This is a genomic window from Streptomyces sp. NPDC057280 (assembly GCF_042668605.1).
Taxonomy (GTDB): domain Bacteria; phylum Actinomycetota; class Actinomycetes; order Streptomycetales; family Streptomycetaceae; genus Streptomyces.
Window position 1 is genome coordinate 584,860 of record NZ_JBHUYR010000003.1, and the last position, 25,303, is coordinate 610,162.

At 70.1% G+C, this 25,303-nt stretch carries 23 protein-coding genes; 11 read left to right on the forward strand and 12 right to left on the reverse strand.

The features are described 5' to 3' along the window. Nucleotides 1-157: 157 nt before the first annotated feature. From ACFUO4_RS21210 to hutH, 3 genes are all read left to right on the forward strand, one after another. Complete coding sequence (locus ACFUO4_RS21210) at nt 158-952, forward strand: enoyl-CoA hydratase/isomerase family protein (RefSeq protein WP_079311698.1); 795 nt, start codon at nt 158-160, stop codon at nt 950-952. 136 nt (nt 953-1,088) lie between these two features. Beyond that, a complete protein-coding gene (locus ACFUO4_RS21215; RefSeq protein ID WP_383486885.1) occupies nt 1,089-2,243 on the forward strand; it encodes a diguanylate cyclase domain-containing protein in 1,155 nt (384 codons plus the stop codon). Between the two features lie 79 nt (nt 2,244-2,322). Then, the gene (gene hutH / locus ACFUO4_RS21220) at nt 2,323-3,861 is read left to right on the forward strand and encodes a histidine ammonia-lyase (protein WP_079311696.1); all 1,539 of its coding nucleotides are present in this window, start codon (nt 2,323-2,325) and stop codon (nt 3,859-3,861) included. A gap of 68 nt (nt 3,862-3,929) precedes the next feature. On the opposite strand, the gene ACFUO4_RS21225 is transcribed toward hutH, so the two are convergent. Further along, nucleotides 3,930-4,718: a hypothetical protein gene (locus ACFUO4_RS21225; RefSeq protein WP_383486888.1), complete on the reverse strand. Its 789-nt coding sequence runs from the start codon at nt 4,716-4,718 to the stop codon at nt 3,930-3,932. A 42-nt stretch (nt 4,719-4,760) separates the two neighbouring features. Beyond that, entirely contained in the window at nt 4,761-5,051 is a 291-nt protein-coding gene (locus tag ACFUO4_RS21230; RefSeq protein WP_079311694.1) for a hypothetical protein, read from the reverse strand. A 110-nt stretch (nt 5,052-5,161) separates the two neighbouring features. Here ACFUO4_RS21230 and ACFUO4_RS21235 point away from each other — a divergent pair, with 110 nt between their 5' ends. Further along, nucleotides 5,162-5,506, forward strand: coding sequence for a hypothetical protein (locus ACFUO4_RS21235; protein WP_079311693.1), 345 nt, complete (start codon nt 5,162-5,164; stop codon nt 5,504-5,506). Between the two features lie 275 nt (nt 5,507-5,781). Continuing rightward, a complete protein-coding gene (locus ACFUO4_RS21240) occupies nt 5,782-7,047 on the forward strand; it encodes an Ig-like domain-containing protein (RefSeq protein ID WP_079311692.1) in 1,266 nt (421 codons plus the stop codon). Nucleotides 7,048-7,347: 300 nt separating this feature from the next. On the opposite strand, the gene ACFUO4_RS21245 is transcribed toward ACFUO4_RS21240, so the two are convergent. The 3 genes from ACFUO4_RS21245 to ACFUO4_RS21255 all read right to left on the reverse strand — a co-directional run bounded on the left by ACFUO4_RS21245 (nt 7,348) and on the right by ACFUO4_RS21255 (nt 13,100). Next, a complete protein-coding gene (locus ACFUO4_RS21245; protein WP_383487890.1) occupies nt 7,348-10,599 on the reverse strand; it encodes a S8 family serine peptidase in 3,252 nt (1,083 codons plus the stop codon). A gap of 260 nt (nt 10,600-10,859) precedes the next feature. After that, nucleotides 10,860-11,543 carry an ABC transporter ATP-binding protein gene (locus ACFUO4_RS21250; RefSeq protein WP_079311691.1) on the reverse strand — a complete coding sequence of 228 codons (684 nt, stop codon included), beginning with the start codon at nt 11,541-11,543 and terminating at the stop codon, nt 10,860-10,862. 105 nt (nt 11,544-11,648) lie between these two features. Beyond that, nucleotides 11,649-13,100 (reverse strand): ABC transporter permease, encoded by a 1,452-nt coding sequence (locus ACFUO4_RS21255; RefSeq protein WP_079313127.1) that lies wholly within the window; start codon nt 13,098-13,100, stop codon nt 11,649-11,651. Between the two features lie 149 nt (nt 13,101-13,249). Between ACFUO4_RS21255 and ACFUO4_RS21260 the strand changes: the two genes are divergently transcribed. Next, nucleotides 13,250-14,020: a group II truncated hemoglobin gene (locus tag ACFUO4_RS21260; RefSeq protein WP_079313125.1), complete on the forward strand. Its 771-nt coding sequence runs from the start codon at nt 13,250-13,252 to the stop codon at nt 14,018-14,020. A gap of 76 nt (nt 14,021-14,096) precedes the next feature. On the opposite strand, the gene ACFUO4_RS21265 is transcribed toward ACFUO4_RS21260, so the two are convergent. Beyond that, a complete protein-coding gene (locus tag ACFUO4_RS21265) occupies nt 14,097-15,035 on the reverse strand; it encodes a helix-turn-helix domain-containing protein (RefSeq protein WP_383486895.1) in 939 nt (312 codons plus the stop codon). A 171-nt stretch (nt 15,036-15,206) separates the two neighbouring features. Between ACFUO4_RS21265 and ACFUO4_RS21270 the strand changes: the two genes are divergently transcribed. The 4 genes from ACFUO4_RS21270 (at nt 15,207) to ACFUO4_RS21285 (ending at nt 19,245) form a co-directional block, all read left to right on the forward strand. Further along, nucleotides 15,207-16,250, forward strand: coding sequence for an NAD(P)-dependent alcohol dehydrogenase (locus ACFUO4_RS21270; protein WP_079310979.1), 1,044 nt, complete (start codon nt 15,207-15,209; stop codon nt 16,248-16,250). Between the two features lie 133 nt (nt 16,251-16,383). Continuing rightward, a complete protein-coding gene (locus tag ACFUO4_RS21275) occupies nt 16,384-17,151 on the forward strand; it encodes an SDR family oxidoreductase (RefSeq protein ID WP_383486898.1) in 768 nt (255 codons plus the stop codon). Between the two features lie 94 nt (nt 17,152-17,245). Continuing rightward, nucleotides 17,246-17,983 (forward strand): GntR family transcriptional regulator, encoded by a 738-nt coding sequence (locus ACFUO4_RS21280; RefSeq protein ID WP_383486901.1) that lies wholly within the window; start codon nt 17,246-17,248, stop codon nt 17,981-17,983. Beyond that, a complete protein-coding gene (locus ACFUO4_RS21285; RefSeq protein WP_383486904.1) occupies nt 17,980-19,245 on the forward strand; it encodes an MFS transporter in 1,266 nt (421 codons plus the stop codon). Before ACFUO4_RS21280 ends, ACFUO4_RS21285 begins: the two co-directional genes overlap by 4 nt. Here ACFUO4_RS21285 and ACFUO4_RS21290 read toward each other — a convergent pair. The 6 genes from ACFUO4_RS21290 to ACFUO4_RS21315 form a co-directional block, all read right to left on the reverse strand. Beyond that, a complete protein-coding gene (locus ACFUO4_RS21290; RefSeq protein WP_383486907.1) occupies nt 19,207-19,776 on the reverse strand; it encodes a DUF4291 domain-containing protein in 570 nt (189 codons plus the stop codon). The genes ACFUO4_RS21285 and ACFUO4_RS21290 overlap by 39 nt on opposite strands. 59 nt (nt 19,777-19,835) lie before the next feature. Next, nucleotides 19,836-20,450 (reverse strand): hypothetical protein, encoded by a 615-nt coding sequence (locus ACFUO4_RS21295; protein WP_383487893.1) that lies wholly within the window; start codon nt 20,448-20,450, stop codon nt 19,836-19,838. 17 nt (nt 20,451-20,467) lie between these two features. Continuing rightward, nucleotides 20,468-20,674, reverse strand: a complete 207-nt coding sequence (locus ACFUO4_RS21300) for a hypothetical protein (protein ID WP_079310976.1) — start codon at nt 20,672-20,674, stop codon at nt 20,468-20,470. Between the two features lie 135 nt (nt 20,675-20,809). Beyond that, on the reverse strand, nt 20,810-22,015 hold the full coding sequence (locus ACFUO4_RS21305) for a Shedu anti-phage system protein SduA domain-containing protein (RefSeq protein ID WP_383486911.1): 1,206 nt from the start codon (nt 22,013-22,015) through the stop codon (nt 20,810-20,812). A 101-nt stretch (nt 22,016-22,116) separates the two neighbouring features. Beyond that, the gene (gene msrA, locus ACFUO4_RS21310) at nt 22,117-22,785 is read right to left on the reverse strand and encodes a peptide-methionine (S)-S-oxide reductase MsrA (protein ID WP_383486914.1); all 669 of its coding nucleotides are present in this window, start codon (nt 22,783-22,785) and stop codon (nt 22,117-22,119) included. Between the two features lie 90 nt (nt 22,786-22,875). After that, the gene (locus ACFUO4_RS21315; protein WP_383486917.1) at nt 22,876-23,994 is read right to left on the reverse strand and encodes a hypothetical protein; all 1,119 of its coding nucleotides are present in this window, start codon (nt 23,992-23,994) and stop codon (nt 22,876-22,878) included. 143 nt (nt 23,995-24,137) lie between these two features. On the opposite strand from ACFUO4_RS21315, the gene ACFUO4_RS21320 reads away from it, so the two are divergent. Further along, on the forward strand, nt 24,138-25,295 hold the full coding sequence (locus ACFUO4_RS21320; RefSeq protein ID WP_383486920.1) for a cystathionine gamma-synthase: 1,158 nt from the start codon (nt 24,138-24,140) through the stop codon (nt 25,293-25,295). Nucleotides 25,296-25,303: the final 8 nt, after the last annotated feature.

A 25,303-nucleotide genomic window follows, 5' to 3' on the forward strand; every position in this document is an offset into this window, starting at 1 on the left:
GCGCTCCTGTGGGCGATGGGGGAGGAGTTGGGCGGGATGTCACTCGAACGGGGTGTCGGGAGGCGATACAGGAACCGACGGCTCTTTCGCCGCTCCGGCCGGGCTGCGATGATCGGGCCCGGTGAAGTCTGTTAACCCACGTTAACTGGAGGGTGTCATGAGCGAGGAACGGTACGGGGAGTTCGTGCTGGTGCGGCGGCACGGGCACGTCGCGGAGCTCGCCCTGGACCGGCCGAAGGCCATGAACGCCGTGTCGACGGAGATGGCCCGCTCGGTCGCCGCCGCCTGCACCGCGCTGGGCGACGACAGGGACGTACGAGCCGTTGTGGTGACCTCGACCCACGAGCGGGCGTTCTGCGTCGGCGCCGACCTGAAGGAGCGGAACTCCTTCACGGACGCCGACCTGGTCCGGCAGCGGCCCGTCGCGCGCGGCGCCTACACCGGCGTACTGGAACTCCCCGTGCCGACCATCGCCGCCGTCCACGGCTTCGCCCTCGGCGGCGGCTTCGAGCTGGCCCTGTCCTGCGACCTGATCGTGGCGGACAGGACGGCGGTGGTGGGTCTGCCGGAGGTGTCGGTCGGGGTCATCCCGGGCGGCGGCGGCACCCAGCTCCTGCCCCGCCGCGTGGGTGCGGCCCGCGCCGCCGAGCTGATCTTCACGGCCCGCCGGGTAGAGGCTGCGGAGGCGCGGGAGCTGGGGCTGGTGGATGTGCTGGTGGAGGAGGGGCGGGACCGGGAGGAGGCCCTGGCGATGGGCACCCGGATCGCCGCCAATTCGCCGGTGGGCTTGCGGGCGGCGAAGAAGGCCCTGCGGCTGGGGCATGGGCTGGACCTGCGGGCGGGCCTGGAGGTGGAGGACGCGGCATGGCGCTCAGTGGCCTTCTCGGGGGATCGCGCGGAGGGCGTAGCGGCGTTCAATGAGAAGCGGAGCCCGAATTGGCCGGGCGAGTAGAGGGCTTCTAGGGGCGCGGGGAACTGCGCGCCAAGCCCCCACCGTCCCGCACTCCGCCGACCCGACGCAGCCACCCCCTACCTGCCCGGCTCATTCCAACACCGCTTATCCCCCAAAACCTCCCTAACCTGGAGCAATGGCGGAGGACACGCGGCTCACGGCAGTCGTCGCGCTGGCGCAAGGCATGGCCGCAGCCCACGGCTCACGCGAGGCCTGGCGCGCGGCGGCGACCGGCGCCTGCCGCGCCCTGAGCGGCAGCTTCGCCGCCCTGTCGGTGTGGGAGCGCGAGCTGGGGCGGCTCCGCGTCCTCGTCAATGTCGGGGACCGCGCCCCCGACGAGGACGAGTTCCCCGACGCCGAGGCCTACCCCGTGCACCAGTTCCCGGAGATCACCGAGTTCCTGCACGAGCGCTGGGCCGGGGGTGGGGAGCCCAACGCCTGGGTGGAGACCGCCGAGGGCCCGGCCGCGGGACGCCGTCCCGGGTACGTCCATCAGCGCGTCGCCGCCCTCCGCAGGAGAGGCCGCGGCTGCTGCGTGGTCGCGCCGATCGTGCTGAACGGGCGGGCGTGGGGCGAGCTGTACATCGCCCGCGCGGCCGGCGACCCCGTGTTCGACCGGGCCGACGCCGACTTCGCCACCGTGCTGGCCGCCGTCGTCGCGGCCGGGATCGCGCAGGCCGAGCGGCTGGAGGAGGTGCGGCGGCTGGCGTTCACCGACGCCCTCACCGGCCTCGCCAACCGCCGTGCCGTCGACGTACGGCTCGACGAGGCCGTCGAGCGGCACAAGCGGGAGGGTGTCGTCGTCAGCCTCGTCGTGTGCGACCTCAACGGGCTCAAGCGGGTCAACGACACCCTCGGGCACGCCGTCGGCGACCGGCTGCTGGAGCGGTTCGGTTCCGTGCTGTCGCTGTGCGGGGCGATGCTGCCGGGCGCGCTGGCCGCGCGGCTCGGAGGTGACGAGTTCTGTCTGCTCGCGGTCGGGCCGCCCGCCGACGAGGTCGTCAAGGCGGCCGATGAACTCTGCCGGCGGGCCGCGGAGTTGGAGCTGGGGGAGGGGGTGGCCTGCGGGGTCGCCTCGACCGAGGACCCCATCGGGCCGGTGCGCTCGGCCCGGCGGTTGTTCCGGCTGGCCGACGCGGCCCAGTACCGCGCCAAGGCCGAGCGGTCCGCCCATCCGGTCGTCGCGGGGCGGGAAGGGCCGGACGACCCCGTCGTACGGCTCGCGGACGCACCCTCGGGCGAGCGCGAGGCGCACGGGGAGCGCCGCCGGTTCCGGGGGCGCCGACTGTGACGTACGCACAAGTAAGGGGCGAACCCCGCCCCCACTCGTGACATCTCCGTCTTCACTGCGTACGCTCCTGAATATGGATATGCACACTGTGGTGGTGGGGACGTCCGGGGTGACCGCGTCCGACGTTCTCGCCGTGGCGCGCGACGGCGCCCGGGTCGAGCTCTCCGCGGAGGCGGTCGCGGCCCTCGCCGCCGCCCGCGAGATCGTGGACGCGCTGGCCGCCAAGCCCGACCCGGTCTACGGCGTCAGCACCGGCTTCGGCGCCCTGGCGACCCGGCACATCAGCACCGAGCTCCGCGCTCAGTTGCAGCGCAACATCGTCCGTTCGCACGCCGCCGGCATGGGGCCGCGCGTCGAGCGGGAGGTCGTACGGGCCCTGATGTTCCTGCGGCTGAAGACCGTCTGCTCGGGACACACCGGTGTGCGGCCCGAGGTCGCGCAGACCATGGCCGACGTGCTCAACGCCGGGATCACCCCGGTCGTGCACGAGTACGGCTCCCTCGGCTGCTCCGGCGACCTCGCGCCGCTCTCGCACTGCGCCCTGACGCTGATGGGCGAGGGCGACGCCGAGGGCCCGGACGGGGTCGTGCGGCCGGCCGGTGAACTGCTCGCCCAGCACGGCATCGAGGCCGTCGAACTGCGCGAGAAGGAGGGCCTCGCCCTCCTCAACGGCACCGACGGCATGCTCGGCATGCTGATCATGGCCCTCGCCGACCTCGACACGCTCTACAAGTCGGCCGACATCACGGCCGCGCTGTCCATGGAGGGCCTCCTCGGCACCGACAAGGTCCTCGCGCCCGAGCTGCACGCCATCCGCCCGCACCCGGGGCAGGCCGCCAGCGCCGCCAACATGCTCGCCGTACTGAAGGACTCCCAGCTCACCGGTCACCACCAGGACGACGCCCCGCGCGTCCAGGACGCCTACTCGGTGCGCTGCGCCCCGCAGGTCGCCGGCGCCGGACGCGACACCATGGCGCACGCCCGGCTCGTCGCCGAGCGGGAGCTGGCCGCCGCCGTCGACAACCCCGTCGTGCTGCCCGACGGGCGGGTCGAGTCCAACGGCAACTTCCACGGCGCGCCCGTGGCGTACGTCCTCGACTTCCTCGCCATCGCCGCCGCCGACCTCGCGTCCATCGCGGAGCGGCGCACCGACCGGCTCCTCGACAAGAACCGGTCGCACGGGCTGCCGCCGTTCCTCGCCGACGACGCCGGTGTCGACTCCGGCCTGATGATCGCCCAGTACACGCAGGCCGCGCTGGTGAGCGAGATGAAGCGGCTGGCCGTACCGGCCTCCGCGGACTCCATCCCGTCCTCCGCCATGCAGGAGGACCACGTCTCCATGGGCTGGTCGGCCGCGCGCAAGCTGCGCACCGCCGTCGACAACCTCACCCGGGTCGTCGCCGTCGAGCTGTACGCCGCCACGCGCGCCGTCGAGCTGCGCGAGGGTCTCACGCCGGCGCCGGCTTCGCGGGCCGTCATCGAGGCCGTCCGCAAGGCCGGCGTGCAGGGTCCCGGTCCCGACCGGTTCCTGGCGCCGGATCTGGCCGCGGCGGACGCGTTCGTGCGCAGCGGGCAGCTGGTGGCGGCGGCGGAGTCGGTGACGGGGCCGCTTCAGTAGTCGTACGGGTGTGAGAAGGGGCCCCGTCGCGTCGCGACGGGGCCCCACTGCCGTGCTGCCTGCTTCGGTTACTTCAGCTTCGCGACCTGGGCCTTGACGAGCTCGGCCGGGATCTCGGTCTTGCCGCCCTTGCCGATCGCGGCCAGGTTGACCGAGTAGAACGTGGCGACGGTGTTGCCCTTGCGGACCACCTCGGTGAGGAACGTGGCCGTGCCCTCGCCGTCCATGTCGACGTCCTCGGCGAACGCCACCGACTCGTCACCGGCGCCGGAGCTCTTCGCCGTGCTGACCTTGGTGACCTTGGAGCTCTCGTCCTCGGCCTTGAGGCCGTAGCCGCCGGAGCAGGCCGTCACACCGTCGGAGACGGCCTTGACGGCCTTCTCGGCGCCGTCGCCGTCGTAGGAGGACAGGCCGACGAACGTGATGCTGACGTCGAAGGCGTTCTCGATGTCGGCGTCCGTGAGCTTCGACGGGTCCTTGGAGGCCGCCGAGGGCTTCGCGGTGAGGGTGTTGCTGGCGTTCGCGTCCGTGTCGCCCGGGGCCAGCGCGGCCGTGGCCCAGGCCAGCGGGTCGCAGGCCGCCTTGTCGGTCTTCACTTCGCTCTTGGACTTGGGCAGGGTGTCGTCGCCCGACTCGGCCTCGAAGTCCTTGACGTCGCCCTTGGCGAGCAGCAGCTTCTCCAGCTCGGCGGAGGTCAGTGCCTTCGCGGCCGGCGCCGACGAGGCGGCGGCGGACTCCTTGGCGTCGGTGCCCTTGGCGTCGTCCGAGCCGCTGTCGGAGCAGCCGGTGATGAGGGCGAGCGACAGCGCGCTCACCGCGAGCGTGGCGCCTGTACGGGCCCCCGATGATCTCTTCATGAGCGGACTATGAGGTTTTGGTCAAACGTCCGTCAAGTCGATTCAAAAACCGTGACGTTCCCGACGTACCGAGTACGTGACGAAGCCGGCGCCGAGCGCGAGGAACGCCGTGCCGCCGACCACGTACGGGGTCGTGTCGAAGCTTCCGGTGTCGGCGAGACGGGTGCCTTCGGCGGTGTCCTGGGTGGTGACGGTGGTCACCCTGGCCTGCTGCGTGACCTGCGATCTCGCCGGTTCCTCCTGGGTCGCACCCGCGGACGGGACGAACCACAGGGCACACAGGAGCGTGCCCGCGGCGGTGGCGGTCAGCAACGGACGGCGAGCGGATGACACGGAATATCGATCCCCTTGTGGCGCTGGCGAATTGGCCGTGTGGGCCGATGTTAGTGAAAGGCGCGGGTCACGGGAAAGTCACGGGAGAAAAGGGCCGTACTCTCCGGTGCATGAGCACTGAAGAGACTTCACGGTTTGTGCGGCTTCGGGTGGAATTGGTGGTGGAGATCGACAACGAGGACGCCGTCACCAAGGCCGCGTTGGAGCGGATCGCCGAGGATCCCGAGATGCCGGCCGACGAGCAGGCGCACGCCGAGGGCGCTGTGACGGAAGACACCGCGGAGGCCCTCGCGTATCTCGTCGACCCGTTCGACCTGGTCAGCGAGGTGCCCGGGGTCGAGCTCGTGCAGGCCTCCTGGTCCAGCGAGCGGATCGACTACGACCCGGATTCGCCGGAGTGGGACCTCGACGAGGATGATGAGGACGCGGACGACGAGGAAGAGGCGGTCGGCTGAGCACTCTTGGGGAACTTGCGACCCCGGGTGGCAACCGCCGTCCGGGGTTTCGTCGTCTCATGGGGGGCGCACGGACCGAGCTGCGCACCACCCGCCACGGCGGACGTGGTGTGCCCCACACGTTCCGAGAATGTGGAACGGGACGAACCGGTCGTAGCGTTTAGGTTTCATTGACGGGAATCTCGGGTTCGACTTCCGGGTGGGCTCTCGGGCTCGACTCGGGTTCGACGCTCGGGTTCGACGGAGACTCCCGGCTCTTTGGGGAATCGGCAACGATGGAGAAGCGTGTGATGACGGTCAGTAAGCGGCGCAGGGGCCTGGCGGTCGCGTCCGCACTGCTCGGCGGAGTGCTGGTGCTCTCGGCCTGTTCCGGTGGCGACGACGACGCCTCCGGCAGCGGCAGCAAGGACACCTCACAGGCCAAGGCCGACGAGGCCGCGGCCAAGAAGACGTCCGAGGCCGACATCAAGATCACGCCCAAGGACGGCTCCGAGAACGCCTCCATCAACAACTCCGCGGCCGTCACCGTGAGCAAGGGCACGCTCACCGAGGTCAAGATGACCACCGCCGACGGCGCCGCGGTCAGCGGCGAGATATCCGCGGACAAGACCAGCTGGAAGCCCAGCGCCCAGCTGGAGCGGTCGACCACCTACAAGGTGAACGCGGAGGCGAAGGACTCCGAGGGCCGCGTCGCCCACGAGAACGCGTCCTTCACCACGGTCTCCCCGTCCAACAGCTTCCTCGGCTACTTCACGCCGGACGACGGCGCCACGGTCGGCGTCGGCATGCCGGTGTCGATCAACTTCGACAAGGCGATCACCAACAAGGCGGCCGTCCAGAAGGGCATCACCGTCTCCTCCTCCAGCGGCCAGGAGGTCGTCGGGCACTGGTTCAACGCCAACCGCCTCGACTTCCGCCCCGAGGACTACTGGACCGAGAACTCCACCGTCACGCTGAAGCTCGCGCTCGACGGTGTCGAGGGCGCGAAGGGCGTGTACGGCGTCCAGCAGAAGACGGTCACCTTCAAGATCGGCCGCAACCAGATCAGTTACGTCGACGCGAAGACCAAGCAGATGAAGGTCACGCAGGACGGCAAGACGATCAAGACGATCCCGATCTCCGCGGGCTCTCCCGAGAACAAGACGTACGAGGGCATCATGGTGATGTCGGAGAAGTTCAAGGAGACGCGCATGAACGGCGCGACCGTGGGCTTCACCGACAACGACGGCAAGGGCGAGTACGACATCAAGGACGTGCCGCACGCCATCCGCCTCACCAACTCCGGCACCTTCGTGCACGGCAACTACTGGGGCGCGAAGTCCATCTTCGGCAGCGTCAACACCAGCCACGGCTGCGTGGGCCTCTCCGACACCAAGGGCGCCAACGACAAGGGCACGGCCGGCTACTGGTTCTACAACAACTCGATCATCGGCGACGTCGTGATCGTCAAGAACACCGGCGACAAGACGGTGGCCCCGGACAACGGCCTCAACGGCTGGAACCTGAGCTGGGCGGACTGGAAGGCGGGGTCGGCGGTCTGACGCCGGACACCTGACGTACACAGATGGAGGGCGGTCACCTGAACAGGTGGCCGCCCTCAACTTTTGCCTCACGTAAGGGAGTCGCCGGTACTACCCGGCACGGGACTCACCTCTGGCTGCTCACCAGGTAGCGGGAGGTCCCCCGAGCAACTAGGGACCTCCCACCAAAGCTCCTGTTGAGCCGAAGCCCCTGTCACGGTGCCCGCCGTGGCGGGGGCTTCTTCCAGGAAAGTACACCGGCGGCACCCTCCGCAACCGGAAGATGCCGCCGGTGTTCAGTTCGAGCCGGTGCCGCGCGGACTACTTGCCGTAGTACGCGTTGTAGATCGAGACCGTCGACTTGTTGTTCTTCTTGTCGGTGATCTTGGCGTGGAACGAGATGGCCTTGCCCGCGTCCGGGTTCTTCACGGTGATCTTGCCGCCCGTGACCGCGACCTTCTTCCAGGTCTGGCCGTAGTCGTACGACACGTACACCGTCAGGGACTTGAGGTTGGAGCCCTTGGCCGCGCCCTCGACGGTGACCGGGATCTTCACCGTCTCGCCCGCCTTGACGCGGCTGTCGAGGCCGGTCTTGGCGTTGAAGCGGACCGTGGAGGCCGGCAGCGTCACCTGGTCGTCGTTGGCCGCCTTCTTCGAGTGGAACGTGAAGCTCACGTCGATCCGCGTCGAGGCCGCCGCCAGCTTGACGCTCCGCTTCACGGACGACGTCAGCTTGTACTCGGCGTTCGCGGCGGGAACCGTGAACACCTCACCGAAGAGCGGGTCCTGGTTGGAGCCGACCTTCGTGCCGTTGCGGTACAGCTCGGTCTTCACCGAGGTGAACTCCGACGAGCCCGAGTGCTGCGCCCCGTCCGCGAACAGCGGCAGCGCCCCGTAGAGGTAGTTGCCCTCGCGGAAGACGCCGTAGTCCTTGCTGATGTGCGGGCCGAAGACCGCGGTGTTGAAGGTCTTCTTGTACGTGGTCCCCGCCTTGAAGGTCTGCGGGTTCCCCAGCGTGTAGCCGGCCTCCGGGATCGCGTTGCCCTGCTCGTCCTTGGCTGCCCCGTACTGCAGGAAGTCCAGGCCCCACTTGATCTGGTCACCCGTCGACACCAGCATCGTGCGGGTGCTCGGCAGCTTCTGCTCGACGACCGTGCCGAAGACACCGTCCTCGGGCAGCTCGCCCCACGGGCTGATCGCACCGGTCTTGCCGCTCGCCGGGGCACCCATGGCGGCCTTGACCGTGGCGAAGTCGCTCGCCTTGTAGTGCTTGGCCTTGTCGCCCACCAGGTGCTTGACCTTGGCCTGGGTCGCCACGTTGTACTCGGCGTTCGCGCCCTTGGCCCACTGCCCGTACCAGGTCTGGGTCAGGCCGCCCGTGACATCGGCACCGAGGGCCGCGATCCGGATGTTCGCGAAGGAGTCCAGGTTGACGCCGACCGGCAGCAGCGCGGGCTCGTAGAAGTAGCTGATCATCGCGGACAGCGGCGTGGCCGTGGCGTCCGGCACCGTGATGTCGGCCGCCTTGGTCTTACGGGCGTCGATCGTCACCGAGCGGTTCTTGGTCAGGCTCAGCTTCGGCTGCATCACCCAGTCGAGGCCGCCCTCGAAGTTGGCCCAGTCCTTGGCGATCCAGGCGTCCAGCACGTAGGTGCCCCTGGGCAGCCGCATCGTGGTGGTGCCGGACTCGTCGACCGTCACCTGGTAGGCGCGGTCCTTGGCCAGCCCCGTGTACCCGAACGCGACGGTGTTGTAGTCGGGGGCCGGCTTGCCGTCCTTGTCGATGTGCTTGACGGTGAGGTCGTACGACTCCACCTCACGCTGCACCGCCGCGCCCGTACGCACCGTCTGGCCGCCGCCCGTCGCCGTCACGTACGCGGAGTACGCGCCGTCGACCGTGCCGCCCAGCTTGGTGTTGACGGTGAAGTCCACCGAGGCCGTGCCGCCCGCCGGGACCTTCACCGAGGTGGCGCCGAGCTTGAAGAAGCCCGCCGGAGCCGCCGCGCCCGTGGGGTTGGTGGCCGTCGAGGACAGCTTCAGCGTGACGTCCGCCGTACCGAGGTTGCGGTACGTCAGCTTCTTGGTGACCGGCGTGTCGTCGGTGTGCGGCCACTGCTGCGTACCGAAGCTCACCGACACCGGGTCGGCGATCACCGTCTGCTTGATGGCCTTGTCGACCTGGATCCGGCCCGAACCCTGCTCGAACGGGGTGTACTTGCCGCCCTTCGTGGAGCCCGTGAGGGCGCCCTTCAGTTCGGTGTACGTCCAGTCCGGGTGCTCCTGCTTCAGGATCGCCGCCGCGCCCGCCACATGCGGCGTCGCCATCGACGTACCGGAGAGCGGCAGGTAGCCCTCCGGGTTCTCACCGACCTCCTGGTCGATGACGCTGCCCTTGGCGGCGGCGGCCGTGATGTCCACGCCCGGCGCGGTCACGTCCGGCTTGATCGCGCCGTCGCCGACGCGCGGGCCGGTGGAGGAGAAGTAGGCCAGCTTGTCCTGCTTGTCGACGGCGCCGACGGTGAGCGCGGCCTCCGCGCTGCCCGGCGCGCCGATCGACTCCGGACCGCCGTTGCCCGCCGCGATCGCGAAGAGCGTGCCCGTCTCGGCGGAGAGCCTGTTGACCGTCTCCTCCAGCGGGTCGACGCCCGGGGTGTCCCCGCGGCCGAGGCTGAGGTTGACGACGTCGGCGCCCTGCGCGGCCGCCCACTCCATGCCGGCGATGATGCCGGAGTCGTCGCCCGAGCCCTCGTCGTCGAGGACCTTGCCGTTGAGGATCTTGGCACCGGGTGCGACGCCCTTGTACTTGCCGCCGGACTTGGCGCCGGTGCCCGCCGCGATGGACGCGACGTGCGTGCCATGGCCGAAGTGGTCGGTGGCGTCGGCGGCCGTGGAGAAGTTCTTGCTGTCGATCACCTGGTCCTTGAGGTCCGGGTGCGTGGCGTCGACACCGGTGTCCAGGACGGCGATCTTGATGCCCTTGCCGTCATAGCCGGCGGCCCAGGCCTTCGGGGCGCCGATCTGCGGGACGGACTTGTCGAGGCTGGCCTTGGAGATGCCGTCGAGCCAGACGTGCGCGATGCCCGAGGCCGTCTTGTCGCCGTTGGTGACGGCGTCCCACAGCTCCGGCGTCTGCTTCGTCGACGTCTGCACCGCGTCCGCGTTGAGCGTCTTCAGGGTGCGGCGCAGGGTGCCCGCGTCACGGACGTCGTCCTTCGCGCCGGTGGCGGCGCCCTTGTAGCCGACGATCACCTTCAGGCCCTTGGCCTGCGACTTGCGGGTGTCGGACTTGTTGAGCTCGGTGACGTCGAACAGGCGCTGGTCCAGCTTGCCGGCGGCGACCAGACGGACCGCGTCACCCGGTATCACCAGGGTGTGCCCGTCGGCCTTGCGGACCTGGAAGGGTATGTGCTCCCGTCCCTTGGCCCGCTCCACGCCGACGACCCGCCCCTTGGCGTCGACGGCGACCCGGTCACCCGTGATCAGGGTGATGCGGTGATGAGTGCTGAAGGGCTGGCTCGACCAGCCCGCGGGATGTGCCTGAGCCTCCGGCTTCGCCGCCGCCGGGCTGGTCATGCCCGCGGCGAGAGCGACCGCCGCCCCCGTGGCCACGGTGGCAGCACAAACTCTTTTCACTTGTCTGCGCAAGATTCCCCCTTGCTGATGGTCCGGGTGAATTTCCCCGTCACCCGGCCGGGGGTGGTCCCGCACAGACAAACGTGCACCCCCCGGAATAGGCAGTATGCCGGGGGGTGATCAGGCGCCTCAAGGGACAGGTGACGCACAGCCTCGGACTGTTACGCGATGCTCATAATCAGAAGTTCGCATTCTCCCGATCACGAACTCGCGTTCTCCTTCACCGTGATCCTTCCCTTGCGAATGGTGGCCAGCCGCGGGGCCTTCCTCGCGATCGCGGAGTCGTGCGTGACCATGATGAACGTCAGCCCGAGCTCCTTCCACATGCGTTCGAGTACGTCCATGATCTCGTCGCGCATCGACTCGTCGAGGTTGCCGGTCGGCTCGTCGGCGAGCAGCACCTTGGGCTGCTTGACGAGGGCGCGGGCGATGGCGACGCGCTGCTGCTGGCCTCCGGACATCTCGGAGGGGAGGTGCGCCAGGCGCTCGCCGAGGCCGACCGACCTGAGGGCCTCCGCGGCTCGCTCCCTGCGGTCCTTGACCTTGACGCCGAGCGGGACGAGGGCCGTCTCCACGTTCTCCTGGGCGGTGAGGGTGGGGATGAGATTGAAGCTCTGGAAGACGAAACCGATGTTCTCGCTGCGGACCTTGGTGAGCTTGGCCTCGGACAGCCTCGCCAAATCGGTTCCGTCCAGGACGACTTCGCCGGCCGTGGGCTTGTCCAGGCCGCCGAGCATTTGGAGAAGGGTGGATTTTCCGCCACCTGTGGGGCCCTGGATGACCAGGCGGTCGCCGTCGGCGATGGTGAGGTCCACGCCGGCGAGGGCGTCCACGGTTTCTTTGCCTCGGGTGTAGCGCTTGGTGACGCTTTTGAGTTCGTACACGGTGACTCCTGAAGAGGTTCGGGGGTGGTACGGATCGTTTTCGGCTGCGGGTCTGTGGGGGCTGGCCGCGCAGTTCCCCGCGCCCCTTGGTCGGCGATCGCAGCGCTACTCGACGCGGCGCAGCGCGTCCGCCGGCCTCAGCCGCGACGCCCGCCAGCCGCCGAACGCGCCCGCGATCAGACCGCCCGCCACCGCCAGGCCCACCGCGATCGCCACCGTCGTCGCGCTCACGGGAGCCGTCAGGGCCACGTCCAGCGTCCTGGCCGCCGCCTGGCGACCGGGGCCGCCGAAGCCGCCGGGGCCATTGCCCCCGCCGCCACCCCCACCCAACTGGGCTTCCAGCGTCGGGCTGATGGCCGTGACGACGTACGCGCCCGCCAGGCCCAGGGCGATGCCCAGGGCGCCGCCGAGGAGGCCGTTGACCATCGCCTCGCCGACCACCTGCCGGGTGACCCGGCCCGAGCGCCAGCCGAGGGCCTTGAGCGTGCCGAACTCGCGCACCCGGCGGGAGACCGCCGAGGACGTCAGCAGGCCGGCGACCAGGAACGCGGCCACCAGGACCGCGATCGACAGCCACTTGCCGACGCTGGTCGCGAGGTCGGAGGCGGTGGAGAGGGAGCCGGAGACGGTGTCGGCGAGGTCGGCGGAGGTCGTCACCGTCGTACCGGAGATGTTCTTCTGGATGGTCGACTTGACGGTGCCGATCTGCTGGGAGTCGGTCGCCTTGACGTAGATCGTGGTGACCTTGTTCTTCTGGTCGCTGATCGTCTGCGCCTGCTTGAGCGGGATGTACAGGTTGGCGGCCGCGTCACCGCTGTCCGCGGTCGCGATGCCGATCACCTTGAACTTGACCTTCTTGATCGTGACCGTGGAGCCGACCTTGAGCTCCTTCTCCTTGGCGTACGCGGAGTCGGCGACGACGACCTTGGCGTCGGTCTCCGTCGGCTTGAACGTACGACCGCTGGTGATCTTGGAGGAGGTCAGCGGGCCGGCGGTCAGCTTGGTGACATCGGTGCCGTAGACGGAGTAGTTGTTGACGTCGAAGTTCGCGCCGCCGCCCTGGACCTCGCCCTGGGGCTGGCCCGTACCCCCGCCGGGACCGCCCTGCCGGCCGCCGTCGCCGTTCTGCTGGAACTGGCCGCGGGTGAACTGGCCGTTGACCTTGATGACCTGGAGGCTCAGACCTCCGACGGCGTCCGAGACACCGTTCTGCTCGCCGACCTTGGTGACGGTGGAGGCGGCGAGCGTCTGGAAGCCCTGCGGCATCACGATGTCGCTGCTCTGTTCCGCGTCGGAGTCGCTGTCCTGCGCGTCGAAGTTGAAGCGCGGGCGCTGCTGCGCGTTGTCGCCCGACTGCGCGGGGGCGGCCTTGGTGACCGTCATGTCCGTGCCGAGGCCGTAGAGGGACTCCAGGACCTTGTCCTGGGCCTTGCCCATCCCCGAGGACACGGAGTTGACCACGATGACCAGTGCGATGCCGAGAGCGAGCCCGGAGGCGACGACGAGGGCCGCCTTTCTGCGGCGGCGCAGTTCGCGCCTCAGGTAGGTGAAGAACATGGCCGCAAGCTAGGTACGGCGCGTGATGGCTGGATAAGGCTGAAATAAGAGAAGGATGAGAAGGCTGTCCGCGGGCCAGGAGAGAGCCCGTACGCACCTGTCAGGCGGAGCGGCAGCGTCCGGCGCGCGGGGCGTGTTTGTGTGGGGGCATGACCGCAGAGACCGTCGAGTACATCCGCTACCGCATCCCGGAAGACCGTTCGGCCGAGTTCCTGTCCGCCTACACCCGCGCCGCGGCGCAGCTGGCAGCGGCCCCGCAGTGCGTCGACTACGAACTCGCCCGCTGCGAGGAGGACTTCGAGCACTACGTCCTGCGCATCACCTGGACGTCCACGCACGACCACGTCGAGGGCTTCCGCAAGTCCGAGCTGTTCGCCGACTTCCTCGCCGAGATCCGTCCCTACGTCGGTGACATCGAGGAGATGCGGCACTACAAGCCGACGGCGGTACGGGGGACCGGCGCGGCCGTGCCCACTCTGTACGCGTGGGCGGGCGGCGAGGAGGCCTTCGCGCGGCTGACGTCGGTGTTCTACGAGAAGGTCCTCAAGGACGACCTGCTGGCCCCCGTCTTCGCGGGGCTCGCTCCCGAGCACGCCTCGCATGTGGCGATGTGGCTCGGGGAGGTCTTCGGCGGCCCGGCGACCTACTCCGAGACCCAGGGCGGCCACGGTCACATGGTCGCCAAGCACATGGGGCGCGGCATCACCGAGCCGCAGCGGCGCCGCTGGGTGAACCTGATCCAGGACGCGGCGGACGAGGCGGGCCTGCCGACGGACGCCGAGTTCCGCTCGGCGTTCCTGGCCTACCTGGAGTGGGGCACGCGGCTCGCCGTGTACTTCTCCGGCCCGGACGCCAAGCCGCCGGCGGAGCAGCCGGTGCCCGCGTGGGGCTGGGGGGTGGCGCCCCCGTACCGGGGGTGAGGCGCGGGGGTCAGGCGCGGGGGTGGGGGTGAGGCGCCGGGGTCAGGTGCGGGGGCGGGCGTGAGGCGCGCAGGGGTCAGGTGCGGGGGCGGGTCTGGGGTGCCGCCGAGTCCTGGCCCGCCCGGGTCGCGTCCGTGCCCCAGCTCGCCAGCAGGCGCAGGGCGTCGGCGGACGGGGAGCCCGGCTCGGCGGAGTAGGTGATCAGGGCCTGGTCCGTGCCGTCCGCCAGGTGGAACGACTCGAAGTTCAGGGTGAGTTCGCCGACGAGCGGGTGCATCAGGTGCTTGACGCCGTAACTCTTCTCCTTGACGTCGTGGGTGGCCCACAGCCGCCTGAAGTCCTCGCTCTTGACGGAGAGTTCACCGACGAGGGCGGCGAGGCGCGGATCGTCGGGGTGGCAGCCCGCGTCCATGCGCAGGAAGCTGACCATGTCGTACGCCTTCTGGTCCCACTCCATGAACAGGTCGCGGTACTCGGGCCGCAGGAACACCAGCCGCGCCCAGTTCCGCTCCTGCGCCGGCAGCTCCGACCAGTCGCCGAAGACGGCCGCGGCCATCCGGTTCCAGACGAGGATGTCGGAACGCCGGCCGGTGATGTACGCCGGGACGCCCTCCATGGCGTCCAGCAGCTGCCCCAGCGCCCCGCGCACCTGCTCCGTGCGCGCCGTCTGCTTCTTCTTGTGCTGCTTCGGCTTCGCGAGATGGGTGAGGTGCGCGTGCTCGGCGTCGCTCAGCCGCAGCGCGCGGGCGATGGCGTCGAGGACCTCCGCCGACACGTTCCGCCCGTTGCCCTGCTCCAGGCGCGTGTAGTACGCCACCGAGACGCCCGCCAGCTGTGCCAGCTCCTCGCGCCGCAGCCCCGGCACCCGCCGGTGCCGCCCGAAGTCCGGCAGCCCCACGTCCTCCGGCTTCAGCCGGGCCCGCCGGGTGCGCAGGAACTCGCTGAGCTCGGCCCGCCGGTCCAGCGTGCCACCGGCTCCGCCCTGCTCCCCTGCCCTCTCGGCTCTCTCGTCCATACGTCAAGTATTCACGGTCGTACGTCCACCATCCTGTCCCCGCCAGTAGTAGGACCAGCGAACGTACGCAGAGCTGTGACCTGGGTGAACAGCGATCGCTCGGGCACGCTGGACATCGTGCCCGGCCGGAAGGCAGCCGGGCACGACCCTCTCTCGCTAGGAGAACCCCGCATGACCACCGTTGCCGCGTACGCCGCCCCCGCCGCGAAGGCTCCGCTGGAGCGGACCACCATCGAGCGACGCCCGGTCGGCGAGTTCGACGTCCTGATCGACATCAAGTTCGCCGGCATCTGCCACTCCGACATCCACCAGGCCCGTGAGGGCTGGGGCGAGGCGATCTTCCCGATGGTCCCCGGCCACGAGATCGCGGGCGTCGTCTCCGAGGTCGGCCCCGGCGTCACCAAGTACGCCGTCGGCGACCGGGTGGGCGTCGGCTGCATGGTCGACTCCTGCCGGGAGTGCGACAACTGCAAGGCCGGCCTGGAGCAGTACTGCACCGGCGGCGGCATGGTCGGCACGTACAACGCCGTCGGCAAGGACGGCGAGCCCACGTACGGCGGCTACTCGGAGAAGATCGTCGTGGACGAGAAGTACGTCGTCCGCATCCCCGACGGCCTCTCCCTCGACGAGGCCGCGCCCCTGCTCTGCGCGGGCATCACCACGTACTCCCCGCTCAAGCACTGGAACGCCGGCCCCGGCAAGAAGGTCGCGATCCTCGGCATGGGCGGCCTCGGCCACATGGGCGTGAAGATCGCGCACGCGCTGGGCGCCGAGGTGACCGTCCTCTCCCAGTCCCTGCGCAAGAAGGACGACGGTCTGAAGCTGGGCGCCGACCACTACTACGCCACCAGCGACGAGGCGACCTTCAAGGAACTGGCCGGCACCTTCGACCTGATCCTGTCGACGGTCTCGGCCCCGCTGAACCTCGACGCCTACCTGTCCCTGCTGAAGACGGACGGCGCCTTCGTGAACGTCGGCGCCCCGGAGGAGCCGGTCAAGCTCAACCTCTTCTCGGTGATCGGCGGCCGCAAGACCCTCGCCGGTTCCGGTATCGGCGGCATCCAGGAGACCCAGGAGATGCTGGACTTCTGCGCGGAGCACGGGTTCGGTGCGGAGATCGAGCTGATCAGCGCCTCGGAGATCAACGAGGCGTACGAGCGGGTGCTGGCGAGCGACGTCCGGTACCGGTTCGTGATCGACACGGCGACGATCTGAGTCACCGCACGGTCTGAGTCACCGCACGGTCTGAGTCACTCGCCGACGAAAAAACATCTCCCGCCTGTCACATCGCTCCGGCCCGCCGCGTCATACCGCCGAAGGCAGTTGGCTCGACGAAACGGGAGCAGTCATGAAGCAGGCGGAAACCATCCTCGTCACCGGTGGCACGGGCACCCTGGGCGGCCACGCCGTCCCGCTGCTGCGGGCGGCGGGCCGCACGGTGCGGGTCCTCAGCCGCCGTGAGCGCCGGGGCGGGGACGGGGTCGAGTACGTCACCGGCGACCTGATGACGGGCGAGGGCGTCGACGCGGCACTGGCCGGTGTCGACACGGTCCTCCATCTCGCCGGCGGCCCCAAGGGCGACGACGAGGCGACCCGCACGCTGATACGGGCGGCCCGGGCGGCCGGAGTCCGCCACGTCGTCTACATCTCGGTCATCGGCGCGGACCGCGTCCCGCTGGCCTGGCTGCGCACCAAGCTGGACTCGGAGCGGGCGATCGCCGACTCGGGCATCCCCTGGACGACCCTGCGGGCGGCCCAGTTCCACGACCTGACCCTGACGATGATCGAGAAGATGACAAAGCTCCCGGTCCTGCCGGTACCGGGCGGCCTGCGCCTCCAGCCGGTCGACTCGGCGGAAGTGGCGGCAAGGCTGGTCGAGTTGACGCTGGGGGAGCCCGCGGGCCGGGTCCCGGACATGGCGGGCCCGCAGGCCTACGACATCGCCGAGCTGGCCCGGCCCTACCTCGAACGCCGGGGCGCACGGCGTCGGTTGAGGCTGCCGGTCCGGATTCCGGGGAAGGCCGGGAAGGCCTATCGGGCGGGGGCGAACCTCACGCTGGAAGGGGCGGAGAAGGGCAAGCGGACGTGGGAGGAGTTCCTGGCGGAGCGGGTCTGAGGGCCGGTGACCGGGGATGCTCCTGCTCCAGTAGCTTTCGCGCGGTGCAGTAGCTTTCCGACGTCCTGGAGAGCCGGCACCCGGAGAGTCGCAGATGCCCCGACCAGCGCCCTACCTCGCCGTGGCCGACGCGCTGCGTGCGCGGATCCTCGCGGGGGAGTGGGCCGTCGGCGGCCGGCTTCCGTCGCGGGCACGGCTCGCCGAGGAGTACGGCGTCGGACGCAACGTCACACAGCGGGCCGTCGACCGGCTGATCGCCGAGGGCCTGCTCGAAGGCCGCACGGGCTCCGGCACCTACGTCCGCACACCGCGCGAACGCCTCCGGATGATCCGCTCCCGGCACCGCGGGTGGGCCGTTCCGGAGGAGCGTGGCAGGGTCAACTCCTGGGACGCGCACAGCGAGACGGGCGTCCCCGCGCCCGAGCCGATCGCCGAGCGGCTGGCCATCGCTCCCGGCGACCTCTGCGTCACCACGCACTACGAGTTCCTCGCCGACGGCCGGCCCGTGCAACTTTCGCAATCCTGGGAGCCGTTGGCCATCACGGACGGAACGCCGGTCACGCTGCCCGAGCGAGGTCCACTGGCCGGCCGGGGCGTGGTGGCGCGGATGCGCTCGATCGGCGTACAGGTCGAGACCGTCGCAGAACTTCCGCGTCCGGCTCGCGCGACCCCGGCGCAGGCGCATCTGCTGGGTATCGCAGCGGGGGACCTGGTGCTGCTGATCGAGCGGACCCTCTACGACACCGGCGGACGCCCGGTGGAGACCGCGGACATGGTCATCCCGGACGGATGCCGGGAAGTCGTGTACGAGTTCAAGGCCGACATCGGATGAGTCGTACGCCGACCGCATCGTCGCTCACGGCTGCCACCTCCGGGCTGCTCCGCGAGCCGGATTTCCGGCGTCTGTTCGCCGCCACCGCGCTGGGGCAGCTCGGCGATCGCGTCCTCTTTCTGGCGCTGCCGCTGGTCGCGATCGTGGCGTTGCGGGCGGACGAGTTCCAGGTCGGGCTGCTGACCGCCATGACCACGCTGGGCTCGCTCCTGGTGGGGCTGCCGGCGGGGGCGTGGGTGGACCGGGTGCGGAAACGACCGGTGGTGATCGGCACCGATCTGGCCAGGGCGCTGGCCCTGCTGACGATCCCGGTGGCGTGGTGGGCGGGCGTGCTGACCGTCTGGTGGCTCTACGCGGTGGCCCTCGTGCATGGCGTGCTGACCGTCTTCTTCGATGTCGCGTACGTCAGTTGGCTGCCGCAGCTGGTGGGGCGCGAACGGCTCGTCGAGGGCAACTCGGCGCTCTCCGCTATCCGTTCGGTGACCAGCGTCGGCGGGCCGGCGATGGCGGGTCCCCTCATCGGTGCGGTGGGCGCGCCCGCGACGCTGTTGGTGAGTGCGGCGGGCATGGCTGTGTCGGGGCTGCTGGCGACGGGCATCCGGACCCGCGAACCGAGGGCGGTGCCCCGTGAACACCCGCGGCTGGGACGGGAGATCAGAGAGGGCGTGAGATTCGTCCTGGACCATCCCGCCCTGCGCGCGACCGTTCTCGGGGACGCCGTCTTCAACCTCTCCCTGGCCATGTACCAGACCATGCTGATGGTTCACCTTGCCCGGGAGCTGGGCCTCGCCTCGTTCGGCGTCGGCCTTGTCCTGTCCGGGATGGGGTGTGGTGCGTTGCTGGGCGCGCTGATGGCCGGGCGGGTCGCGGCGCGCGTGGGGCAGGGCCGGGTCATCTGGCTGGCCCCCTTGGTGACCTGCCCGCTGACGGCCTTGATGCCGATGGCGCGACCGGGTTGGAGCGTGTACGTGGCGGCACTGGGCCTTGCGGCGCTCTCCCTGGGTGGGGTCGTCCGTGTCGTGGCGCAATCGAGCCTTCAACAGGCCCTGACGCCCAACCACTTGCTGGGCCGGATGAGTGCGACGGCCCGTTTCGTGTCCTGGGGCGGCATTCCGCTGGGCGGGCTGCTGGGCGGGGCGGCGGGCTCGACGGTCGGTCCGGCGGCCACGCTGTGGATCGGGGCGACCGGGATGACGCTGAGCGCGCTTCCTGCCTGCCTGTGTTCACTCCGGGGTGGGAAAGGGGCGCTCGGGCGGCAGTAGCCGGGCCGCGGAGCCGAGATCGCCGTCCTTGACCAGGGCAGAGATCTCATGTGCGAGCGGCGTCACGTCGCTGATGGCCACCGTCCACTCGTCGGCATAACGCCGGGCCGCCTCGCCGGACAGGCCGAGTTGCAGGGAGCGGTACGGCAGGGGACGCAGCCGCAGGTCCCGTTCGGGGTCCCACTGCACGCGGGCCGGGGCGCGCTTCAGCTGCCGTTGCCAGGTGGCCCGGTCGGGGTGGACCTCGCGGACGTAGCTCGACAGGCACGAGTTCCGCAGCGCCCACTCGAAGCCGTCGCGGGTGATCTCCACGGCCAGGACGGTCTCCTGGCCTTCCTTGGTGCCCCACCCGCAGCGGTACATCATCCACAGGAAGCTGGGCTTGATCCAGGTCATGCGGTCGCGCTTCCAGGCGGCGGGGAAACGTCCGTCGCGGGCGGCGGGGAGGCCGATCGCGGGGGAGTAGGCCTGGTAGACGGTGACGGTGGACGGGGTGTGGACGGCGCGGATCTGGTGCTGGGGTACTTCCATGGCGTACAGCGTGGGGTCGGGGGATGAGGGGCGACCACTGATTTTCCGCGTCGGGGCTTTCAGGTGGCGCGGGTCCAGAGGGTGAGGTCGCTGCTGGTGGCGACGGCGAGGGTGCGGCCGGAGGGGGAGAAGCCGACGGCCCGTAGCTCGCTGTAGTGCGAGTGGAAGACGTGCCACCATCCGTCGCCGTGCGGTTCCCGGTGCGGCATGCCGCTGCCGTGGGTGAGCAGGACCCGCTCGTGGGGCCAGGCGGGGTACACGACCTCAAGTCCCCATCCGCCGGCGGCCGTCATGTGCAGCCCACCGCCGTAGAGCCCGGCGACGTGCACCCTGGTACCGGCGACCGGACCGAGCCCCGGGCAGGTCAGGTCGGCGGTACCGTCCGGGGTCCAGTCCTCGTCGTCGGGATCCCGGTCCCGGGCGATCTTCTCCCCGCTGACGGCGTCGAAGAGCCCGTGGCCGTCGTGCGAGACGACCATGACCAGGTCGTTCCCACTGTCGGGATGCGTCGCGAACCCGATGCCGAGCAGCCCGCCGACCGGTGCGCAGGAAGCGTGACGCGGGGAGAAGACCGGCTGCCAGGGTGCTGGCGCGGGCAGCACGGGGGCGGCGAGGAGCCGGTCGCGCAGAGACTGTTGGTAGGGGGTGAGAGCATCCACGCCGCCATGATCCATGAACTGGCGGGCAAGGCTCACCGCTCGATGAAGCGAGGGTCCGGCCATGCGCTGATCGGTTCGTCGGACACCGAGTAGATCTCCAGGAGCGAGAGGTAGCCGTCCTCGGTGAAGACAATCAGCCCGGCCGAGTACGGGTGGGTGTACGCGGCTTCCACGACCGGGTTGCCGTGCACCGGCGCGGGTTCCGCCGCCGTACGGTCCACCTCCAGATCGACCGTCACGCAACCACACCCGCACCGCCCCACCACCCGTGCATGGGGAACCTGGGCCAGCAACGCCCTGCTCACCGGATCCGATCCGGACAACAGCGCCCGTAGTGTTGCCGCGGCACCGGACGACAGTCCCTCAGCCATCCCTCACCGCCAACCTCCCAGCGCCCGTTCCGCGTTGTCCACCAACTCCTTGTACGTCACGGCCTCGACGCGACTCATGTGGGTGTTAAGGGTGCGCAGGGCTTCGTTGATGTTCTCCTCGGCCACGTCCGGTTGTACGGACGGGTGTCCGATCAGTACCAGCGCGCTCGCCCGGCGCGTCTCGATGCCGAGTTCGTCTCTGATGCGCTGCCGGTGTTCGTCCAGTCCCACAAGGTAGTTCACCGCCTGGCTCACCGCATCGTGGACCTCGGCCGTCGGCACCCAACAGCCGCGGTGTCGTTTGACGAGGGAGCCCTTGAGGCTCATGGAGCGCTTCAGCTCGACGATGTGCAGCGCGCCGTCCCCACGTATCAGAGGGATGTCGACCTCATCGCCCGGCACCAGCCTCCGTTGGACCGCCTGGCTCACGAACTGTCCGCCGAAGATCCAGTGTTGGCCGTCCAGGGCACGCTGCAGATCTCGCTCGCTCGCTCCGGGATCCTCCACCGCCGTACGCAGCGCCTTGAGACCCCGCCGGCGCCGCTGGACCTCCGCGGCGCGCAGCAGGAGTTGCCCGTCTCGGTCCGCCGCCAGAACCTCGAGGGACTCCGGCGACATCACGATGCGGCGGGCGGTGGCTTCCGGGTCCTCCACGTCCACCCGCTCCTGGAAGACCTGCTCAAGCCAGGCCGCCACCTCGGCGCTGCCCCGCAGGATGCGATAACGACCGGTCCGTTCCTGCGACTGCTGCATGTAACGCGCGTCCTGGGCGGTGCCCTTCACATGGGTGAGCACTTCGGTCGCGCCCGCGTCGGGATGCTGAGCCAGGTATGCGTCGCCGAGCTGCGTGAAGAAGGCGAGCGTCGCGGAGAGGGTTCGTGCCAGGTAGTCCTGATGCGAGCTGAGAGGTTCCGCCGACCGTTGGAAGAGCCGGTACCGCTCTTCGAAGTCCGGTCGGAGGATGCGTCCTTCGGCGTAGTCCAGGGAGTCCTGCACGAGGCGCACGACCTGCCATTCGTCCAACGAGGCCGCGGTTGAACGCACTTCCTTCAACAGGGTGACGAGCGTGCTGCCACCCCGGTAGGGGCTTCTGCCACTGTTCATGTGCCGGACGACCGCTTCCAGGGCGTCCTTGACCTCGGGGTCACCGGCCTGCTCGGCCACATGGTCCAGCTGCAGCCTCAGCGCGAAGTCAGATCTCACGTCCACGGACGCGATTATCTGGTGCCGCTTCACTCCGACGGCTCGGACCCATTGCGTCGGCCTTGGCGAGGACGTAGCAGCGGGCAGTCCCAGCGCAGGTAGCGACGTCAGCCTTCGGCCCGGGTGACACCGATCGGACACGACACCCCGGTCCCACCGATGCCGCAGTACCCCGCCGGGTTCTTGTCGAGGTACTGCTGGTGATATGCCTCGGCCGCGTAGAACGGACGGTCCTCCGCCGGGAGGATCTCCGTGGTGATCGTGCGGCGGTGGCCCGAGGCCGTCAGGGCCTTCTGGTAGGTGTCGCGGGAGGACACTGCCGTTTCGGCCTGGGCGGGGGTGTGGGTGTGGATCGCCGAGCGGTACTGGGTGCCCACGTCGTTGCCCTGGCGGAAGCCCTGGGTGGGGTCGTGGGATTCCCAGAAGGTCCTCAGGAGGCGGTCGTACGGGAGGACGGCCGGGTCGAAGACCACGCGGACCACCTCCGTGTGGCCGGTCAGGCCCGAGCACACCTCCTCGTAGGTGGGGTTCTCGGTGTGGCCGCCCTGGTAGCCGACCAGCGTTGTGTAAACGCCGGCCGGGAGCTGCCAGAACGTGCGCTCGGCTCCCCAGAAGCAGCCCATGCCGAAGTCGGCGATCTCCAGGCCCTCGGGGTAGGGGCCCAGGAGCGGGGTGCCGAGCACGGTGTGATGGTCGGGGAGACGGAACAGCGGCTCGGGGCGGCCCTGCAGCGCCTGTTCGGCGGTGGGCAGGACGGGCGTACGGCCGAACAGCATGGTCGGGCTCCTTCTCGCGTCGTCGATGCGGCGGCAGGTGCGACAACGCCCCGTCGGTTCGTGGGATTCCGGCCGTTTCCCCCGAGGCTCTCAGTGCGGAAGCGTCGCCGGGCTGCCGCCGTTCGCCTCGTAGCCCGCCACCGCCAGCGCCCGGTAGACCGCGAACTCCGCCGCCGGGTCGGGGGACAGGGTCCACGGCAGGGCGCCCACATGGCCGTCGATGTGGAGGAGCTGGTTCATGGCCTCCGCCCAACGCTCGCCGCGGACCAGGAAGAAGACCAGCATGTGCCGCACGTGCGCCAGCATCGGGTCGTCCGCGCGGGCGGAGTGCACGGCGTGCAGGGCGCCGTGTATCGCCTTCGTCACGACCTCGCTCTGATAGAAGCCGGCGACCAGGTTGACCTCGGGCAGGTGCTCGAAGACCGCGAACAGCGGCATCGCGGAGAGGAGGGAGCCCTGAGGTGCGCGGGCCGCGGCCGCCTCCGCGAAGGACATCGCCTGCTCGCGCGAGCCGTGCCACTTCTCGCACCAGTAGTGCAGCGCCGCCAGATGCGCGCCCATGTGTGCCGGCGCGCGGTCCAGGATCTTCAGCCAGAGCTGCTCGAACTCCTCACGGGAGTAAGCGAGTCCGCGCGCCACCGACAGCTCGACGATGTACGGGATCGGATCACCCGGAGCCAGCAGCGCCGCCTCGCCGCACGCCGCCTTCGCCTCCTCCATGATGATCCGGAAGTCGTCCGTGCCCGGCGTCGCCGTCCGCCATGCCTGCTGCACCAGGAACTCCGCGTGCACCGCCGCGCCGCCTGCGTCCTTCGGCGCCTCGGCCCGCCACACCCGCAGCCACTGGCCGCCCGGCGTCTCGCTCACCCCGCCCGGCCGCCGCGCCAGCTCCAGGGAGGCCGCGCCCGCGAAGGCCTGCACCCGCTGCCAGCGCGGCTCGCCCGCCGCCTCGGTGCCGGCGAGGAGCTGGGAGGCCGCGCGGTAGTCCTGGGTGCGCTGCACCAGGTCCAGGACGTCCAGCAGGTCCTGGTCGGGGCCGGGCATCCGGACGTCCAGCTCCTCCTGCCGTACGAAACCGTAGTCCGCCGGGTCCGCGGCGTCGGGGTGGCCCGGCGGGACCTGCTCGATCATGCCCCGTCGGCGCCTCAGGACGGGCAGCACCACGAAGCCCAGCATGACCACGGCCACCAGGACCCAGAGAATCTCCATGCCACAAGCGTTCCAGACGCCGCCGACAATTGGCCAACCAGGCCCCCGGGCCTGTGGACAACCCGTCCCGGCGACTCCGCAGCAGGCGCCATGGACACCTCATCGCCGACATCGGTCCGGAATGCGGACTACGCTCGGGGCCCATGAGCGACAGGCACATCAGTCAGCACTTCGAGACCCTCGCGATCCACGCGGGCAACACCGCCGATCCCCTGACCGGCGCGGTCGTCCCGCCGATCTACCAGGTCTCCACCTACAAGCAGGACGGCGTCGGCGGGCTCCGCGGCGGCTACGAGTACAGCCGCAGCGCCAACCCCACCCGCACCGCCCTGGAGGAGAACCTCGCCGCCCTCGAAGGCGGCCGCCGGGGTCTCGCGTTCGCGTCCGGACTGGCGGCCGAGGACTGCCTGTTGCGTACGCTGCTCAGCCCCGGCGACCACGTGGTCATCCCCAACGACGCGTACGGCGGCACGTTCCGCCTCTTCGCCAAGGTCGTGGCCCGCTGGGGCGTGGAGTGGTCGGTCGCCGACACCAGCGACCCCGCCGCCGTACGGGCCGCCATCACCCCGAAGACCAAGGCCGTGTGGGTGGAGACCCCCTCCAACCCGCTGCTCGGCATCACCGACATCGCCGCCGTCGCGCAGATCGCCCGGGACGCGGGCGCGCGGCTCGTCGTCGACAACACCTTCGCCACGCCGTACCTCCAGCAGCCGCTGGCGCTCGGCGCCGACGTCGTCGTGCACTCCCTGACCAAGTACATGGGCGGTCACTCGGACGTCGTCGGCGGTGCGCTCGTCGTCGGTGACGAGGCGCTCGGCGAGGAACTGGCCTACCACCAGAACGCCATGGGCGCGGTCGCCGGGCCCTTCGACTCCTGGCTGGTGCTGCGCGGCGCCAAGACGCTGTCGGTGCGCATGGACCGGCACAGCGAGAACGCCACGAAGGTCGCCGACATGCTGACCCGGCACGCGCGCGTGACGAAGGTCCTCTACCCGGGCCTGGAGGACCACCCCGGGCACGAGGTCGCCGCCAAGCAGATGCGCGCGTTCGGCGGCATGGTGTCGTTCCAGGTCGAGGGCGGCGAGGAGGCGGCCGTCGAGGTCTGCAACCGCGCCAAGATCTTCACGCTGGGCGAGTCCCTGGGCGGCGTCGAGTCCCTGATCGAGCACCCCGGCCGCATGACGCACGCGTCCGTGGCGGGCAGCGCCCTGGAGGTGCCCGCCGACCTGGTGCGCCTGTCGGTGGGCATCGAGAACGTCGACGACCTGCTGGAGGACCTCCAGCAGGCACTGGGCCGCTAGTCCGGCCC

Bases quoted from the DNA above. Each gene is read 5' to 3' on its own strand.
- ACFUO4_RS21215 (WP_383486885.1), top strand. From the start codon at position 1,089: ATGGCGGAGGACACGCGGCTCACGGCAGTCGTCGCGCTGGCGCAAGGC.
- ACFUO4_RS21295 (WP_383487893.1), bottom strand. From the start codon at position 20,450: ATGGATCATGGCGGCGTGGATGCTCTCACCCCCTACCAACAGTCTCTG.
- ACFUO4_RS21245 (WP_383487890.1), bottom strand. From the start codon at position 10,599: ATGACCAGCCCGGCGGCGGCGAAGCCGGAGGCTCAGGCACATCCCGCG.
- ACFUO4_RS21275 (WP_383486898.1), top strand. From the start codon at position 16,384: ATGAAGCAGGCGGAAACCATCCTCGTCACCGGTGGCACGGGCACCCTG.
- ACFUO4_RS21290 (WP_383486907.1), bottom strand. From the start codon at position 19,776: ATGGAAGTACCCCAGCACCAGATCCGCGCCGTCCACACCCCGTCCACC.
- ACFUO4_RS21270 (WP_079310979.1), top strand. From the start codon at position 15,207: ATGACCACCGTTGCCGCGTACGCCGCCCCCGCCGCGAAGGCTCCGCTG.
- ACFUO4_RS21255 (WP_079313127.1), bottom strand. From the start codon at position 13,100: ATGTTCTTCACCTACCTGAGGCGCGAACTGCGCCGCCGCAGAAAGGCG.
- ACFUO4_RS21210 (WP_079311698.1), top strand. From the start codon at position 158: ATGAGCGAGGAACGGTACGGGGAGTTCGTGCTGGTGCGGCGGCACGGG.
- hutH (WP_079311696.1), top strand. From the start codon at position 2,323: ATGCACACTGTGGTGGTGGGGACGTCCGGGGTGACCGCGTCCGACGTT.
- ACFUO4_RS21235 (WP_079311693.1), top strand. From the start codon at position 5,162: ATGAGCACTGAAGAGACTTCACGGTTTGTGCGGCTTCGGGTGGAATTG.
- ACFUO4_RS21225 (WP_383486888.1), bottom strand. From the start codon at position 4,718: ATGAAGAGATCATCGGGGGCCCGTACAGGCGCCACGCTCGCGGTGAGC.
- ACFUO4_RS21265 (WP_383486895.1), bottom strand. From the start codon at position 15,035: ATGGACGAGAGAGCCGAGAGGGCAGGGGAGCAGGGCGGAGCCGGTGGC.
- ACFUO4_RS21320 (WP_383486920.1), top strand. From the start codon at position 24,138: ATGAGCGACAGGCACATCAGTCAGCACTTCGAGACCCTCGCGATCCAC.
- msrA (WP_383486914.1), bottom strand. From the start codon at position 22,785: ATGCTGTTCGGCCGTACGCCCGTCCTGCCCACCGCCGAACAGGCGCTG.
- ACFUO4_RS21315 (WP_383486917.1), bottom strand. From the start codon at position 23,994: ATGGAGATTCTCTGGGTCCTGGTGGCCGTGGTCATGCTGGGCTTCGTG.
- ACFUO4_RS21285 (WP_383486904.1), top strand. From the start codon at position 17,980: ATGAGTCGTACGCCGACCGCATCGTCGCTCACGGCTGCCACCTCCGGG.
- ACFUO4_RS21260 (WP_079313125.1), top strand. From the start codon at position 13,250: ATGACCGCAGAGACCGTCGAGTACATCCGCTACCGCATCCCGGAAGAC.
- ACFUO4_RS21280 (WP_383486901.1), top strand. From the start codon at position 17,246: ATGCCCCGACCAGCGCCCTACCTCGCCGTGGCCGACGCGCTGCGTGCG.
- ACFUO4_RS21240 (WP_079311692.1), top strand. From the start codon at position 5,782: ATGGAGAAGCGTGTGATGACGGTCAGTAAGCGGCGCAGGGGCCTGGCG.